Source organism: Streptomyces sp. NBC_01571, assembly GCF_026339875.1.
GTDB lineage: Bacteria > Actinomycetota > Actinomycetes > Streptomycetales > Streptomycetaceae > Streptomyces.
Genome location: NZ_JAPEPZ010000001.1, coordinates 206,971 through 223,022 on the forward strand (window position 1 = coordinate 206,971; position 16,052 = coordinate 223,022).

Annotated in this window: 14 protein-coding genes and 3 pseudogenes; 8 read left to right on the top strand and 9 right to left on the bottom strand. The window is 68.0% G+C overall.

The window, feature by feature from the left end:
* Positions 1 to 220: 220 nt before the first annotated feature.
* On the top strand, positions 221 to 1,654 hold the full coding sequence (locus OHB41_RS00985; protein WP_266696046.1) for an MFS transporter: 1,434 nt from the start codon (positions 221 to 223) through the stop codon (positions 1,652 to 1,654).
* A gap of 163 nt (positions 1,655 to 1,817) precedes the next feature.
* Positions 1,818 to 1,943, top strand: coding sequence for a hypothetical protein (locus tag OHB41_RS52520; protein WP_526025024.1), 126 nt, complete (start codon positions 1,818 to 1,820; stop codon positions 1,941 to 1,943).
* Here the strand turns inward: OHB41_RS52520 and OHB41_RS00990 are convergent.
* The 9 genes and pseudogenes from OHB41_RS00990 to OHB41_RS01030 form a co-directional block, all read right to left on the bottom strand.
* Positions 1,924 to 2,183, bottom strand: a pseudogene (locus tag OHB41_RS00990) (IS5/IS1182 family transposase); the annotation flags it as partial. The gene OHB41_RS52520 and the pseudogene OHB41_RS00990 overlap by 20 nt on opposite strands.
* 42 nt (positions 2,184 to 2,225) lie before the next feature.
* Positions 2,226 to 2,531, bottom strand: a pseudogene (locus tag OHB41_RS00995) (LOG family protein); the annotation flags it as partial.
* Between the two features lie 167 nt (positions 2,532 to 2,698).
* The gene (locus tag OHB41_RS01000; protein WP_266696047.1) at positions 2,699 to 3,361 is read right to left on the bottom strand and encodes a Type 1 glutamine amidotransferase-like domain-containing protein; all 663 of its coding nucleotides are present in this window, start codon (positions 3,359 to 3,361) and stop codon (positions 2,699 to 2,701) included.
* Between the two features lie 64 nt (positions 3,362 to 3,425).
* Entirely contained in the window at positions 3,426 to 3,764 is a 339-nt protein-coding gene (locus tag OHB41_RS01005; protein WP_323138338.1) for a transposase, read from the bottom strand.
* Positions 3,765 to 3,943: 179 nt separating this feature from the next.
* A complete protein-coding gene (locus OHB41_RS01010) occupies positions 3,944 to 4,276 on the bottom strand; it encodes a hypothetical protein (protein WP_266696048.1) in 333 nt (110 codons plus the stop codon).
* A 553-nt stretch (positions 4,277 to 4,829) separates the two neighbouring features.
* Positions 4,830 to 6,740 carry an amylo-alpha-1,6-glucosidase gene (locus tag OHB41_RS01015; protein WP_266696049.1) on the bottom strand — a complete coding sequence of 637 codons (1,911 nt, stop codon included), beginning with the start codon at positions 6,738 to 6,740 and terminating at the stop codon, positions 4,830 to 4,832.
* Positions 6,737 to 8,101: an MGH1-like glycoside hydrolase domain-containing protein gene (locus OHB41_RS01020; protein WP_266696050.1), complete on the bottom strand. Its 1,365-nt coding sequence runs from the start codon at positions 8,099 to 8,101 to the stop codon at positions 6,737 to 6,739. The genes OHB41_RS01015 and OHB41_RS01020 overlap by 4 nt, the downstream gene beginning before the upstream one ends.
* Complete coding sequence (locus tag OHB41_RS01025; protein ID WP_266696051.1) at positions 8,098 to 8,898, bottom strand: sugar phosphate isomerase/epimerase family protein; 801 nt, start codon at positions 8,896 to 8,898, stop codon at positions 8,098 to 8,100. The genes OHB41_RS01020 and OHB41_RS01025 overlap by 4 nt, the downstream gene beginning before the upstream one ends.
* Before the next feature lie 11 nt (positions 8,899 to 8,909).
* Complete coding sequence (locus OHB41_RS01030) at positions 8,910 to 9,956, bottom strand: zinc-dependent alcohol dehydrogenase (protein WP_266696052.1); 1,047 nt, start codon at positions 9,954 to 9,956, stop codon at positions 8,910 to 8,912.
* 128 nt (positions 9,957 to 10,084) lie between these two features.
* Between OHB41_RS01030 and OHB41_RS01035 the strand changes: the two genes are divergently transcribed.
* The 6 genes and pseudogenes from OHB41_RS01035 to OHB41_RS01060 form a co-directional block, all read left to right on the top strand.
* The gene (locus OHB41_RS01035; RefSeq protein WP_266696053.1) at positions 10,085 to 11,488 is read left to right on the top strand and encodes an ABC transporter substrate-binding protein; all 1,404 of its coding nucleotides are present in this window, start codon (positions 10,085 to 10,087) and stop codon (positions 11,486 to 11,488) included.
* A 30-nt stretch (positions 11,489 to 11,518) separates the two neighbouring features.
* Positions 11,519 to 12,538 (top strand): carbohydrate ABC transporter permease, encoded by a 1,020-nt coding sequence (locus OHB41_RS01040; protein WP_266696054.1) that lies wholly within the window; start codon positions 11,519 to 11,521, stop codon positions 12,536 to 12,538.
* A complete protein-coding gene (locus OHB41_RS01045; RefSeq protein WP_266696055.1) occupies positions 12,535 to 13,419 on the top strand; it encodes a carbohydrate ABC transporter permease in 885 nt (294 codons plus the stop codon). Before OHB41_RS01040 ends, OHB41_RS01045 begins: the two co-directional genes overlap by 4 nt.
* Positions 13,420 to 13,437: 18 nt before the next feature.
* Positions 13,438 to 14,637, top strand: coding sequence for an ROK family transcriptional regulator (locus tag OHB41_RS01050; RefSeq protein ID WP_266696056.1), 1,200 nt, complete (start codon positions 13,438 to 13,440; stop codon positions 14,635 to 14,637).
* A 31-nt stretch (positions 14,638 to 14,668) separates the two neighbouring features.
* The gene (locus tag OHB41_RS01055; protein WP_266696057.1) at positions 14,669 to 15,571 is read left to right on the top strand and encodes a Gfo/Idh/MocA family protein; all 903 of its coding nucleotides are present in this window, start codon (positions 14,669 to 14,671) and stop codon (positions 15,569 to 15,571) included.
* A gap of 77 nt (positions 15,572 to 15,648) precedes the next feature.
* A pseudogene (locus OHB41_RS01060) lies at positions 15,649 to 15,996 on the top strand (transposase); the annotation flags it as partial.
* Between the last annotated feature and the right edge of the window lie 56 nt (positions 15,997 to 16,052).

A 16,052-nucleotide genomic window follows, 5' to 3' on the forward strand; every position in this document is an offset into this window, starting at 1 on the left:
CCTTCGATGCAAGGGCATCCGGAGATTCACCGGCGTACTCGACACTGACAGGAAGCGGCAGGAAGGCCCCTCGAGGTTTGCGGCATGTGCGACGTGCCCCAACGCCCGACGGCCGACGCCCTCGCTCATGCGGCGGCACCAGGGGTGTGGCGTGGCTTGTTGATCGTGGGCGTGCGGTCGCGTTCACTCGGTGCATGTGGTGACCAACGGTGATTCCCGTATGCCGCTGCCTCTGAGCGAAGCGCTCGACCAGGCTTCTATCTCGCCGGTGCACCGGCGCTTCTGGCTGGTGGCGGCCCTGGGGGTGATACTGGACGGGTTCGATTTCTTCATCATCGGCGTGGCCAATCCGCTCATCGCCAAGGACTTGGGCGGAAGCGCGACGGATCGGGGTCTGCTCTCCGCCGCGGCCATCGTGGGCGCCATGTTCGGAGCGGCTCTGCTGGGACCGTTGGGCGACCGCGTGGGGCGCAGCAAGATCTTCCGGGTCGATCTGTGGTTGTTCGTGGCTTTCTCCCTGGCCTGTACGTTCGCCTGGGATCTGTGGTCGCTGATCGTCTTCCGTTTCCTGCTCGGCATCGCGGTCGGGCTCGACTATCCGATCGCGGCCAGCTATCTGGCGGAGATCCTGCCGGCACGCCAACGTGGCAGGTGGCTGGTGAGTGCCTTCAGTCTCCAGGCGGCGGGGATCATGACCGGCGCGGTCGTCGGCGTCGTCATCCTCACGGTGTGGCCAGAAATCGGCTCCTGGCGGGTCATGCTCGGCTTCGGTGCTGTGCTGGCGCTTGTGATCATCTGGCTGCGCCGCAACGTTCCCGAGAGTCCACGCTGGCTGGCTCAGCACGGCCGAGAAGAGGAGGCCACGGCGATCGCCGAGAGGATGACGGGCGTCGCCTGCCGGGTCACCGACAGGGACCGGGCACACGCACAGACCCCGCGGGAAGGCTGGAACGCACTCGTGCAGCCCCAGCTGTTCAAACGCCCCTTGCTGAGGGTGACGGTGTTCACCGCGGTGCCCTGGTTCCTGATGGACATCGCCACGTACGGGGTCGGTATCTTCACCCCGACCCTGCTTGCCGGGCTGGCACTGGCCGGCCCGAACGCGACGTTCCTGGCCGACGACATCTCCTCGACCGAAGGAACCGCGTTCCTGGACGTGTTCCTCGTCATCGGCTTCGTGCTGGCCATCGTCTTCGTGGACCGGGTCGGGCGGATCCGACTGCAACTCGTGGGCTTCGCCGTGATGGCCGTCGCCCTGTGCCTGCTGGCGGTCGCCGACCAACTGCCCGGCGGTGGCAACACCCATCTGCCCCTGGTCTTCGTCGGGTTCGCGCTGTTCAACACGTTCATGAACCTGGGGCCGAACTCCACCACGTTCACCCTGCCCGCCGAGGTCTTCCCGGCCGACGTCCGGGCCGCCGGACACGGCTTCGCCGCCGGATTCGGAAAACTGGGCGCGGCGTTGGGCACCTTCCTCTTCCCGATCCTGCTCGACTCCGCCGGCACCTCCCCGCTCCTCTACGGAGCAGCGGCTACCAGCGCCCTCGCCTTCCTCGTCACCTGGACACTCCGCATCGAGACCCGGGGCCGTTCCCTGGACGAACTCTCCGGCCTCGAAGCGTCCACGCTCTCCCCGCGCATCACCCCTCCGTAATCCGGTCTCTTGCCCGACTTCGTCTCGCGGAAGAGGCGCGCGTGGGGACAGCGAAGGCGTGAACCGGGTCCAACTGACTGCCGCAGCGCCCGACGGACATCGGCTCGGGCGGTCCGACGGGGCCGGCGGGGCGTTCCGCGTGGCGCCGTACGCGATCCACGAGATGAACGCGAAGCTGACGATCCCCGACCTGGACCTCGCTGACTTCGCGGAGGCAGCCAAGGGTAAATCCGGCGGGGTCTTCCGAGGCTTGGGCCGTTTCCACCGGATCACCTCGCCGACCAGATGAAGATGGCCGCGACGTGGAGTCCGGCCAGTAGATGGTGGCGATCTTGTCATAGCGAGTGGCCAGACCACGCCATTGCTTGGGCTTGTTGATGCACCGCTCGACGGTGTTGCGCTGCTTGTGGGCGTCGCGGTCGACGGCGGGCGGCCTGCCGCCTCGGCTGCCGCGGCGTTTGCGGTTGGCGCCCTGGTCGGAGGGTTGTGGGATCACGGCCCGGATCCCACCCCTGGCGAGGTGGGTCCGGATCGGGGGCAACGGCGGGTCGTCCAGAGTGGATGTGGGGAGGAAGCCAGAGTCAGCGATGCCGCGCAGGGCGCCGAGCAGCGGCGTCCAGAAGCCCCCGGCGTCAAGGAAGCCGATGGGCTTGGCGTGGAATCCGAGCTGACGCCAGGACCACCCCTCGAAGATCTCTTCCAGGGTGCCGACACCGCCGGGCAGGGCGACGACGGCGTCGGCACGCTCGGCCATGAGCGCCTTGCGCTCGGGCGCCCTCGCCGTCACGAAAGGCTGGCACCCTCGCCACCCTCTGCGGCTGGCCGGCAACCTCATTCCCCCCGGGGGAGAGGACCCGGGTGGCGGACCCCTGAGCATTCGACCAGGGCGGCACCTGTGCTGTCGTCGTCGCACGCCCCAGCCACACAGACATCCGCATGGGTCCCGACGGATCCGTCAACCACGCCAACTCTGTCGCCGGCTGCCTGCGCTGCAAGCCGATAGGTCCACGTTCACGACGCTGCGTCGCGAACAATTCCGGGCTGCTATGTCCCGAACTTTGTCCATTGTCCTTCGGAGATCACCTCGACAGCGCCGTCGACGACCTTGATGGCCGTCTGTTCGTCGATGGCGTAGGCCGGGACGCCAATGTCGGCTGCCCACCGCTGCGCGTCAGCCAGCTTGTTCTTCGGCCACGCGTCCAAGTGCGGGAAGATCGAGAAGTCGACGACTCCCAGGGTGCGGTCGTCCGGCGCCAGCGGCCACTCGGCGAAGTACTCTCCGATCCTCGGCGTCATCACCATGCTTCCGGCACTCACCCCCACCCAGACCATGTCGGACAGCGAAGGCAGCAGATCGGCCAGCCCGGACTCCCGCATCCAATGGCACAGGTAGGTGGCGTCGCCGCCATCGACCAGGAGCACGTCGGCCGCCCGGATCCAGGGGATCCATCGCTCCGGTCCAATCGTGGGCAGTGCGGTGAGCTCGATGACACCGAGCGATGCCCAGCCCAGGCCGGACATGTGCTGCCACGTGGGCTCGGCGGCTACGAAGCCCCGCACCGATGCCGGACCGCACATCGGGTGCCCCCATTGTGCTGTCGGGATGCAAAGAGCGTGGCACTCGGAGACCGGTTTACCGAGAAGCTGCACGAGCGCGGAGTGGATGCTTGGGTTAGTGACGCCACCTGACGTGAGCAAGAGCTTCAAAGTGCCTCCAGATTCGCGAGCGGGAGTTGCATGCGGTGTTGAAGACCCGGGACAGTGCTCGAACTCATCGCCGTTGGGGCCACCTTCTACGAAGGCCCAGCGAACACCCGGCTTCGGCGCGTGTCATCCGCCACCCATTCCCCGGGCAGGAAGGAGGTGTCCTTGGCCGCGTGCACGCTGACCGCGGGCCTGTCAGTTCGCCCGCTTGCCCAACGCGCCGCAGTACTGCCGGGGACCTCGCGCACGCCGTTCCGCACTTGGGAAACACCACATCGTCAACTACCCACACCTCAGGGCGGGTCGCCTCGCACATCTGCTCGGCTACATGTCGCCGCACCAGCAGCGGGTCCCAGAGACCCTCGTACGCAGCCCGCTGCAAACGTCTCCAGTACCGCCCTGACACCTCGACGGCTTCATACCCGGCACCGTCCTGACCCTCGACGACCCAACGTCACCTTGACCAGCCGAAGTCGGTAACTGATGCGTACTGGGCTCGGATCGAGCCGTTGCTCCCGGACCGGTCGCCGAAGCGGAGCGGCCACTGGCGGGATGAGTAATTGTCAATTCCTGTGGATCGCTGGTTCAGGGCAAGGGGTTGGCGCCTTCGATGACCAGAGACCTGGAGGCCAGGGTTCCCGTCTTGAGATGCTGAACGCCCTCGCCTCGGAGCGTTACGAAGGCTGTGAGGCCTGTGCCGAGTTTGGCCACTCGACACCCGTGGACGACAGCCTGCGTCAGCGTCAGGTCGATCGCTTGGGCTGAACCGCTGAGCCGGTTGAAGTGGGCACCGCGACGGACCGGTCCCCGCAGGCAGCGCACATGGACAGTGGCCTGTTCGAGGGACGCGACGATGACCCGGACAATCTGCAGTTCTACGCTGCTACGACGGCTGCCGGGGCTGGGTATCTCACTCACGCAACTGCACCCTCTCGCTCGACCGGGACACCATTCTTGAACCGGCCACCCACGCGGACCAGCGGAACGAGGTGGGCACCGGTGATCGCGCGCCAGCGGGCCGCCCATGTGGGCCGTCACCGCCGGCCAGGCCGGCGACGCTCCCGCCGTCACCGACGTCCGGTCCGCGCGGACCGGCGAGACCACCGGATGCGGCGGGCGGCAGGCCACCGGCCGTAGACCGTGGGGCATACGGGCAGCGCAACACCGTCGAGTGGGTGCATCAACCGTATGAAGCGGTGGCGCGCCATTGCGACCCGCTACGGACCGCAGGAGCGACGATGCATCCTCACCCCACGTGAGGTTCCGGGCGCGACAACGACCGACACCGCTCCGTGGGACCGGGGCTGAGTGCTTGAGCCGGCCAGGGGATTTCGTTTGAATCAACGAGCGGACCACAGGAAGATGCCGGCGATGTGGAGTCCGGCCAGGTAGATGGTCGCGGACGGTCGCGGCTCGTGGGGCGTTCGTCCTGTCGGCACGAGCGGCAACCCCGACCAGGACAACTACTGATTCACAGGCTCCCTCGTGCCGTTCGCAGCGCGAGTGGCGTTGCGGCCGCCCATGCCTGTGGCGAGCAGCTGTGGGGGTAGGGGACGGGTTTGCCGGTGGCAGAGCGGTCATACCCGGCGATGACCTCCGGCAGGCGATGTCCATGATGTGCTGCCGCTGCGACGAGTCCTTCCGTCACGGTGGCCAGTTCCTCGGCGAGTCCGTAGCGCGCCATGCCCAGGGCGATGACGGCATTGTCGTGGGGCCAGGCACTACCGCGGTGGTACGACAGCGGGTGGTACGGCTGCTGGCCGGCCGCCAGTGTCCGGATCGCCCAGCCGGAGAAGAAATCGGGCGCCACGAGACGCCGGCCCACTCGACGAGCGTGATCCGCGTCCAAAATCCCTGACCACAGCAGATGACCGGCGTCGGACGCCAAGGCATCGACCTGGCGGCCCGCGCCGTCCAGTGCGAGCGCGGGGAAGTCGGCGTGTGGCATCCAGAAGTCCGTGCGGAAACGGTCGCGCAGTCGGGCAGCGCTTTCGCGCAACCGGCGCGCGTATGCCTCGTCCTCCCAGACGCTCTGGGCCAGGGTCGCGGTGCGAAGGAGTGCGTCATAGGCGTAGCCCTGGGCTTCGGATACGGCGATGCGACCTTCCGCTTGAGTTCCGTCCGCGAAGCAGACGGCGCCTTCCGAGTCCTTCCAGTTCTGGTTGACCAATCCCCCTGGGTCGGGCTCGTAGACGAGGTATCCGTGTGTCTCCAGTCCTCCGTCGGTGAGCATCCAGTCGACTGCCTGCCGGGCGTGCTTCTCCAGTCGCTGGGCCAGTGTGCGGTCGCCGGTGGCTTCGTAGTGGGCGTGGAGCAGCACGAGGAAGAGCGGCGTGGCGTCGACGGCACCGTAATAGCGTCCGTAGGGGACCTGACGGAAGTGTGCGAGTTCTCCGTGGCGGGTCTCGTGGACGATGCGTCCGGGCTGCTCGCCGCTGTAGGGGTCGTAGCGGCTGCCTTGGGTCGCGGCCAGGGCGCTCAGTGTCGCTGCCGCTGTCGCAGGACGGAACGGCAGCAAGAAGTACGAGGTCAGAAGGGAGTCGCGGCCGAACAGCGTCAGGAACCAGGGGATGCCCGCGGCCGGGACGTGCACTTCCTCGCCGTCCACGCCCGTGGCCGGGATGGTCAGCAGATCGATGTCGGCAAGGCCCCGCTCGCAGGCGCGGTCCAGGTCGTCGCTCGCTTCTGAGGTGACGTGCGTCGGGTGGCTTGGGACGAGCGTGTGCGGAGTCCGGCCGTGCGGGTGGGCCTGAGCGCTCACGTGCAGCTCGGCCTGCCCGTGCGCCGCAAGTGGCAGGCGCCAGCGGAGGGTTCTGCCGGTGGGCACGTCCGCGTTCTCGGCGGGTTCCACGGAGTCGGGGGCAGGATGACAGGTGAGCGTGGTCCGCGCGTGCCAGTCGTCTCGCCGGTAGTCGAACAGCACTCCGCCGTCCGTGGTCCGGGATTCCCTCGTGGCGTCCGGTTTGGGGTAATGGCGGTCGTCGCTGCGCAGCTCGAAGAGGTCGGCGAAGTCGGCGTCGACGGTGAGCTCCAGATGAGCTGTCACGGGCTCGGGCCGATTGTTGACCAGGCGCACGTGCTCGGTGAAGGCCCCGGCGGAAAGGCTCTGCTGTCGGAAGACGGTGAAGGCGGGTGGATTGTCTCTGGTGCCCTGCGGTGTCAGGACGCATGTCGACGTGTGGTCGTCGGCCGTCTCCGCGGGGACCAGAGTGCTGAGGGCGGTCCCGGCGACGGTGAGCTGCCAGCGGCTGAGGTGCCGGGCGTCGTACGAGAACAGGCCGTCGGGTGTGGTGCCACGCGTTCCACTGATGTCGCCGTCGGCGGCGAGGAGTACGAAGGTGGCGTCACGGACCAGTTGGACGCGGTTGTCGGCCCCGGTCATGCTGCGAGCTCCTTGGTGTCGGCGTGGTCTGTGCGCAACAGGTCGAGAGTGAGGGCCGCGGTCCAGGAGAAGTGCCGTGCGCCTCGGGCCGCGCCGGTGACAGGGTCGATGTACTCGGCGAAATCGGATCGCCCGGCATCCGCGAGGAATCCGTGGCGCAGTCGCGCGGCGGACGCGTGGAGGCCGTGTGACCGCAGTCCGCGTTCGATCAGCCAACTGGTGTTGAACCAGGCCGGTCCTCGCCAGTAGCGGTGGGGGGCGAACGCATGCCCGGTCAGGTCGTAGCTGGGCACCAACCGGGTGGACGGGGCCGTGAATTGGGGACCGCTGAGAGTTCGGTGCAACCGATCGACGATGTCGTGCGGCAGTTGGGGAACGACGAGCGGAACGAGACCGGTGACGCCGCTCTCGTCGACCAGCGTGTCGTCGGTGAGGTCGCGGACCCGGAAGATGCCGGATCTGTCGTCCCACAGCCGGTTGACGAGGTGCCGGGTCAGCTCGCCGGCGTGCGCCAGGTGCGGTCCGGTGTCGTTTCCCAGTTCCCGTGCCATCTTGGCGAGAGCGAGCTCGCTGACGATGAGCAGTGCGTTGAAGCCAGGGTCCTCGACCGCGAATGGGTGCGGTGCCGTGCGATCGTCGTAGCCCGCCCCGCGGTAGTCGGTGGCCAGGCGGACGTATCGCCCGTAGTCGAGGTCGGTGGGGCGGTCGGCTGGATGGCCGTGGTTCAGGTCGGCACGCCTGTACGTGGTGGAGTGGGCGGGCTCGACGCGTTGCAGGGCTCGGTCCCAGGCCGGGCTGTTGTCCATACCGGGTTCCCACGGGTGCACGACGGCGACGAGCCCGCCCTCGCCCAGCGTCCGGCGGGTGAGGAGGTAGTCGTGCCAGGCGACCAGTCGCGGGTAGACGCGGCGGAGGAAGCCTCGGCGCGTGGACTCGGCCGGGTCGGAGCGGTGCACGAGCCAGGCCGCCAGTGCGTGCACCGGCGGCTGGACGATGCCGGATGTCTGGGGTGCCGCCGGTGCCCCCGCCGCGCGGCCGGCACGTGAGGACTGCCAGAAGTCGGGGCTGGGAAAGTAGGCGTCGTGAGGCACATCGGCGTTGAAGACGATGTGCGGGATGCGTCCGTCGGCCCACTGCGCCGCCAGCAGGGACTCCAGTTCCCGCTGGGCCCTGCGCGCCGAGAGGTGACGCAGTCCGATGGCGATGAACGCGGAGTCCCAGCTCCACTGGTGGGGGTAGAGGGTGCGGGAGGGAACGGTGGAGGTGCCGGTCCAGTTGTCGATGAGGACCCGCGCCGCGCCGCGCCGCAGGGTCAGGGCTGCGGTCGTGGCGGGCGCGGGCCGGTCCAGAAGGGCCTTCACGCTCCGGACCTCCGCAAGAAGGCCGGAATGGATCGGACCGCCTCGACGGGATCACCGGTGAGACGGCATTCCGCGGCGAGGTAACCGTCGTAGCCGATGGTGTGCAGGGCACCCAGCCACGCGGGCCAGTCCAGGTGGCCGGCGCCCGGCTGGAACCGGTTGGAGTCGGAGACCTGGGCGTGCCCGATGACGTCGGCGTGCGCGACGATCGCAGCCGCGGGGTCGTGCTCCTCGATGTTCATGTGGTAGCTGTCGATACCGATCCTGACGGATTCGAGACCGACCGTGCGGATCAGGTCGGCAGCCTGGTCCAGCCGGTTGACCATGTGGTCCTCGTAGCGGTTGAGCGGCTCCAGGAAGAGCGCGACGCCCTCTTTGCGGGCGTGCTCACCCAGTTCCGTCAGCCCGGCCAGCAGGATCTCCCGGTCCTCCTCCTCGGTGCGCGGGGGCTCGAAGGGGGGAAGGCGACGGGAGAACATGCCGTAGGACGCCGGGGTCTGAGCGCCGAGGCCGCCGATCTCGGCGATCACGGTGAGCTGCGACTTCATCTGGTCGATGGCGTCGCGGCGCAGGTCGTCGTCGAAGGCTCCGAAGAAGTGGAGCATCTCGACGCAGACGGTCGGCATGACCACGCCGTCCTTCTTGGCCTGCTTGAGTTCGTCGAGGCGGGAGGCGAAGTGGAAGTCGCCCTTGGCGCGCAGTTCGATGGCGGCGTAGCCGGCTTCCTGCGCGAAGTCCCACTTGGTCTGCAGGGTGTCTCCGGGCAGGAGTTGTTCCTGAGCAGCGATGTTGAGCATGCGAGGGCCTTTCAGAATTCCAGGACAACCTGAAGGGCCTCGGCGGGCCGTTCGTCCAGCAGTTCGTAGGCGTCGACGGCGTCGGCGACCGGGATCACGTGGCTGACGAGCGAGGTGACGTCGACCTGTCCCTCGGCGACCAGGCGCAGGAAGGTCTGCTGAAGGCGCTCCACGCTCCAGCGGCCCGACAGCTGCGGGGGCACGCCGCCGATCTGTGAACAGATGAGCTGGACCCGGTTGTGGTGGAACTCGTCGCCCAGGCGCAGCCCGATGCCGTCGCCCTGGTAGAAGCCGGAGGCCACCACGCGGCCGCCCACGGTGACGGAGCGCAGGGCGTCGTGCAGTGCGGGGTAGACGCCGCTGATCTCGATGGCGAGGTCGGCGCCGAGGCCTGCGGTCGCCTCGCGGATGCGTTCGGCCACGGCGTCGGTGCGGGCGTTGAGGGTGTGCTGGGCGCCGTAGCGCTTGGCGGTCTCCAGCCTGCCGTCCAGGGCGTCCACCGCGGTGACCCGGGCGCCGTTCAGCTGAGCGAGACGCGTGGTGAGCAGCCCGATGACGCCCTGACCGAAGACGGCGACGTCCTCGCCGACGTGGATGTCGGCTGCCAGAACGGCGTTGTATGCGATCGCGCCCACGCGGGCGAAGGCGCCGGCCAGCGGCTCCAGCCCGGCGGGCAGGGAGTGGCCGACCATGCGTTCCGCGGGAACGATGCCCTCGCTGCGGTGTCCCCAGATGCCCCACACCACGTCGCCGACCTGCGGCAGACCCGGCGTACCGGACAATTCGGGCGATATCTCCAGCACCTCGCCGACCTCGGAGTAGCCCCAGCCGGCCACCGGATACTCGATGCCTGCCTCGCCGTCACGGAACAGCCGGGCCTGCGGGTCCCAGGTACGCGTCAGGTACGGGTTGGTCCCGCGGTAGGCGGTGAGCTCGGTACCGGCGGAGATGCCCGAGTAACGGGTGCGGACCCTCAGGTGGCCGGGGGGCAGTTCGGCGGGAGGCTGCTCGGCGACCTCCACCTGACGGGGGCCGGTGAATTGAACGACGCGTTCCACGTGATGGCTCCGGATAGTTGCGCGGGTGGCAGTTACGTTGACGATATCTCGAAGTTACGTCTTGTCAACAAGCAAAAGTAGTGCTGAGATGCCTGATCAGTGGACGTAAGTCGGAACGAGGACATGCGATGCGAATGAAGCCCCGGCGGTCGAAGGTGACCGCGGTCGGCGTCACGGCAGCTTTGGGATTCGGGCTGCTCACGGGCTGTTCCGGCAGCACCGGCCCCGGCAAACCGGACCGGGAGATCACGGTTTGGTCTCAGGAGAACCTGCCCGACCGCGTCGCGGCGACGCAGAAGATCATCGGCGGGTTCGAGAAGAAGACCGGCATAAAGGTCCACCTCGTGGGGGTCGACGAGGGGCAAATGCCACAACTCATCATGTCAGCCGCAGCTTCGGGCAAACTGCCCGACGTCATCGGCGCCGCCCCTATGGGCCAGGTATGGCAAATGTATACAAACGGCCTGCTCAACACGGCCATGCCCCGGCAGATCATCGACGAGCTCGGTCGCAAGAGCTTCAACGCCAACGCGCTCGCTCTCACGTCCGACGGCCCCACCAGCCTCGGCGTACCCTCCGACGCCTGGCTGCAGCTACTCGTCTACCGCAAGGACCAGTTCGACCAGAAGCACCTCGCCGCTCCGGACACCTACGGCCGCGCGGTGGCCGCCGCCAAGGCGCTCACCAGCAAGGGACACGACGGCATTTCGGCGGCCACCGATCCCGGCGACGTCTTCACATCCCAGAGCTTCGAGAGCGTCGCCCTGGCCAACAACTGCCAGCTCGTCGACGATCAGCACGCCGTCGCTCTCGAATCTCCCCAGTGCGAAACGGCCTTTCGCACCTACGACACACTGGCCCGCACCTACGGCGCCCCCGGCACCCAGAGTGTGGACTCGACGCGTGCCACCTACTTCGCCGGTGGCTCGTCCATGATCATCTGGTCCTCGTTCCTGCTGGACGAACTCGCCGGCCTGCGCAAGGACGCTCTGCCCAGCTGCCCGCAGTGCAAGAAGGACTCCCGCTACCTCTCCGCCAACAGTGGAATCGTCACCGCGCTGAAGGGCCCCGACGCGACGAACGCGGCCCAGTTCGGCGAGATCACCTCCTGGGTGACCACCAAGACAGCCGAGACGGCCGCGTCCCGCCAGTTCATCGAATACATGATGGGCACCGGCTACGAGTCCTGGTTCGGTATGTCGCCCGAGGGCAAGATCCCCGTCCGACACGGCACGGCCGCCCAGCCCGAGCGCTACATCAGCGCCTGGCGGCACAGCGACATCGGAGTCGACACCAAGAAGCCGTTCGACCAGGCCTACCCGGCAAGTGTGCTGAACCAGATCGTGGACGGCGTCAGCAACATGCGCCGCTGGGGCATCACCCAGGGTGACGGAGCTCTCGTGGGCGCCACCAACGGCGAGCTCCCGGTGCCCAAGGCCATCGGCGCCATGACCGGGGGACAGGCCTCGCCCTCCGAGGCCGCCCATCAAGCCGACAACGACGTCGCCGCCCTCAAGAAGTCCCTCCAGTAGCGCCCGCATGCACGTCACGAAGGTCTCGCCATGACAACAGCACCCTCCGACACCGCGCAGCGCCACCAGCCTCCGCACCAGCCGTCGGATCCCCCTGCCCCCCGAACACGCCGTCCCATGACCGCCAGCCGCCGCGCCAACCGCGCGGGACTCGCCTTCGTCTCGCCCACCTTTGTCGTCGTCCTCGTGGTGGTCATCCTGCCCATCCTGTGGACGGTGCTGCTCGCCTTCCAGCACGCCAAGCTCGTCGACATCCAGGGCATGGGACTGTTCGGCAACTGGTCGCTGGACAACTTCAGTCAGGTCTTCGACTCAGCAGGATTCTGGTCCAGTCTCACCACCACGCTGCTCTACACCATCGGCGCCACTCTCGGGTCCGTCGTCCTCGGTCTGATCGCCGCCCTGGCGCTGCGCAAGCCCTTCCGCGGGCGCGGCCTGCTGCGCGCCGCGATGCTGCTGCCCTACTGCGCACCCGTCGTGGCCGTGTCCTTCGTCTGGGAAGTCGCCTTGAGCCCCCAGTACGGCATCGTCAACGACTGGGGCCGCCGGCTGTTCGGCTGGGACGACCCCATCGCCTTCCTCTCCACCCGCGAGTACGAAGTGCACCTGCTGGGCCTGCACTTCGACATCCCGTTGGCCCTGCTGACCGTCATCGCCTTCGAGTGCTGGCGCTACTTCCCCTTCGCCTTCCTCTTCATCCTCGCCCGCCTCCAGGCACTCCCCGGCGGACTCGAGGAGGCCGCCAAGGTCGACGGAGCCACCACCTCCCAGCGCTTCCGCTACGTCCTGCTCCCCCAGTTGATGCCCGTCATCGCCCTGCTGTGCGTCCTGCGATTCATGCTCACCTTCAACAAGTTCGACGACGTCTACCTGCTGACCGGCGGCGGAGCCGGCACCGATGTCGCCGCAGTCCGGGTCTACGACTTCCTCACCGCCCGCTACGACATCGGAGCCGCTTCCGCCCAGGCCCTTGTCCTGGCCGCAGCGCTGGCCGTCCTGCTGGGCCTCTACTTCAAGTTCTTCGGCAACAAGGTCCAGGAGGAATCGTGACCCGCAAGGCCGCCCTCACCAGGGCCCAGTTCGAGGACAGACTGTTCGGCGTCCTGCGCTGGATCGTCATCGCGTTCCTCGCAGTGATCACCATCGTCCCCTTCTACTACATGCTGCTGCTGTCGCTGAAGCCCATCGACGCCCTCCTGCTCGACCCGGGATCCCTGTGGGTGTCCACCAAGGACCTCACGCTGTCGACCTACCGCGACGTCCTGCGATCCACCGACAACGGCGGCCAGGGTTTCTTCAGATTTCTCGTCAACTCCGCGCTGGTGTCCCTCGGCACGGTCGTCCTCACGCTCCTGGCCGCAGTGCCCGGCGCCTACGCCGTCAGCCGTCTGAAGTTCTTCGGACACCGCCAGATCAGCGCACTCTTCCTGGCCGTCTACCTCTTCCCCTCGACCCTGCTGGCCGTCCCCCTGTTCGTCCTCTTCGCCAAACTGGGCCTGTCCTCCAGCCTCGTCGGGCTCGCCATCGTCTACATCGCCCAGACGGTGCCCGTGTCGATCTACATGCTGAAGAACTACCTCGTCACCATCCCTCAGTCCATCGAGGAGGCCGCCGCCCTCGACGGCGCCAGCCGACTGCAGACCATGCGCAAGGTGATCCTGCCGCTCGCCCTGCCTTCCTTGATGGCCACCGGTCTCTACGTCTTCATGATCGCCTGGAACGAGTTCCTCTTCGCGCTGCTCTTCCTCGCGGCCGATCCCGCCAACTGGACCGTCTCACTGGGGCTGGCACAGCTGTCCAACGGCATCGAAGTACCCAAGACCGTCCTCATGGCCGGATCCGTGGTGCTGACCATCCCCGTGGTACTTCTGTTCTTCGCCGCCGAACGCCTGCTCACCGAAGGCCTCACCAGCGGCGCCGACAAGAGCTGAACCATAGGGGACACCTTGATGACGCAGAACCAGGTCAGCGCGGGGGACCTGCTACAACTCATCCGCAGCGGCCGCGCCAACACCCGCGCCGACCTGCAACGCGCCACCGGTCTGTCCCGCTCCACCATCGGACAGCGCCTCGACCTCCTCAACGGTGCCGGGTGGCTGCGGCACACCACGGGCACCTCCACCGGCGGCCGGCCCTCCCACCGCCTCGACTTCGACCGCGCACACGCCTCGATCATCGCCGTGGATCTGGAGACCCGGCACGCCCATGCGGCGGTCCTCGATCTCTCGGGGAACATCCTCGCCGAGACCACCGCCGCGCTGGACATCACCCACGGGCCCGAGGAAGTACTGGATCAACTGGCCCGCTGGTTCCCTGACCTGATCGCCGCAGCCGGCGTCGAACCCACCCGTGTCTGCGGCATCGGACTGTCCGTGCCGGGGCCCGTCGACTGGGAGATCGGGCGCATCGTCGAACCCCCGATCATGCCCGGCTGGGACCGGTACCCGATCCGTGAACGCCTGCAGCAGGCGTATGCCGAGCATGTGGGCCCCCATATGGAGAGCGGACCGATTCCCGTCTTCGTCGACAACGACGCCAATCTCATGGCACTGGCCGAGCAGCAGGCCAACCATCGTGACTGCTCGGCCTTCGTCCTGATCAAGGTGTCAACGGGGATCGGCGCCGGGGTCGTCATCAACGACGCCGTGTACCGCGGCATCGACGGAGGAGCCGGCGACATCGGCCATATCCGCCTGCACGACCGGCCTGACGCCGTGTGCATGTGCGGATCGCACGGGTGCCTGGCCGCCGTCGCCAGCGGTGGGGCGCTCGCGAGGCAACTGACCGCCATGGGACAGCGGACAAGTTCGGGATCGGACGTCAAGCGTCTTCTGACGGAAGGCAACCCCGACGCGATCAACCTGGCACGCGCGGCCGGACGGCGGGTGGGTGAGGTCCTGGTGACCGTCGTCACCCTCCTCAACCCGGGCGTGCTGATGCTCGCGGGCGACCTCTCCGGAGCCCCCTTCGTCACGGGGGTACGTGAGCTCATCTACCAGCGCGCGATGCCCCGTAACACCGCCAACCTCCAGATCGTCACCTCCCGGCTCGGCGACCACGCAGGCCTCATCGGCGCCGCCGCGATGGTCACCGACGTCCTCTACTCCCCCGCTCGCGCCGATGCACGGCTCGAGCGGCTCGCCGCCTGACGGACGAGCCCTCCGCACAGACAGGAACACCGTGATCAGCGACACCTCCCCCTGGTCCCATCGACCCGTCGAGATCGGACTCGTGGGCGCCGGCCCGTGGGCCCGGGCCATGCACGCACGCATCCTCGCCGAGGGTCCGGAGACACGGCTCACCGCGGTCTGGGCCCGCAGAGCGGAAGCCGCCCGACTGACCGCGGCACCGTACGGGGCGCACGTCGCCGCCTCCTACGACGAACTCCTGGACCGCTGCGAGGCGGTGGCGTTCGCCGTCCCGCCGGTCGTCCAGGCCGAACTTGCCCCGCTCGCGGCCAAGCGGGGCAAGGCCGTGCTGCTGGAGAAGCCGCTGGGCCCCGACCTGCCGAGCGCGCGGCGCATCGCGGACGCGGTCGCCGAGGCCGACGTCGTCTCACAGCTCGTCCTCACCAAGCGCTACCACCCGGTGACCCGGGCCTTCCTGGCGGACGCCCATCGCATGAACGTGTCCGGGGCGCGCTCGTGCTACCTGCACGGGGCCTTCCTGGGCGGGGAGTTCGCCACCGGCTGGCGACTGGAGCACGGCGCCCTCCTGGATCTGGGGCCGCACCTCATCGACCTCCTGGACGCGATCAGCCCCATCACCGCCATTCGCAGCACCGGTGACCCCCGCCGGTGGATCGAGCTCACCTGCGAACACGCCAACGGCGCGGTCAGCCAGGCCTCCCTGTCCGGCTCCGTCAATGTCCCCGGGGCGCTCACCCGCGTAGAACTGTTCGGCCCGGAAACCACGTTGGCCTACGACACGGCGGAGATCGACCACGAGGAGTGCTGGCCCGTCCTGCGCCGGGAGTTCGCCACCGCCGTACGGACCAACAGTCGCAGCGACCTCGATGCTCAGCGTGGCCTCCGCCTCCAGACGTTGATGGACCAAGCAACGCAGAACTGGTCCACGCGCTAACGGGCCATCCCATTCGGCTCGCTCGATAGCCTCTGGGTGTGGAGATCGTCGAGCGGCTGGTGCCGGACGAGTCGGGGCAGTTGTTCCAGCGAGTGGTGCCGGAGGCGCCGACCCGTCCGCTGGACTGCTCCCGCTGCGCCATCGGCTCGGGGAACGTGCGCGCGCTGAAAAAGGGGAGCTGGCAGGCCCGAATCCTGTAGACCGGGGCAGGTACGGCCCGAAGATCCATTTGGTCACCGACCGGACCGGTCTGCCCCTGTCCGTCGGTATCTCCGCCGCGAACCCGCACGACAGCCAAGCCCTCATCCCGCGGGTGAAGGGCATACCGCCGATCACCCGACGCGGGCACAGACGCCAGCCAACGCCTGGGCCGGCACCGCTGGACCATCGAACGCACCACGGCCTGGCTCGCCGGATGCCGACGTCCCCCAACTCATTCTGGGTGCGGCGAGTTGGTCTGCGGTGAGCATGTCGCGTCCCG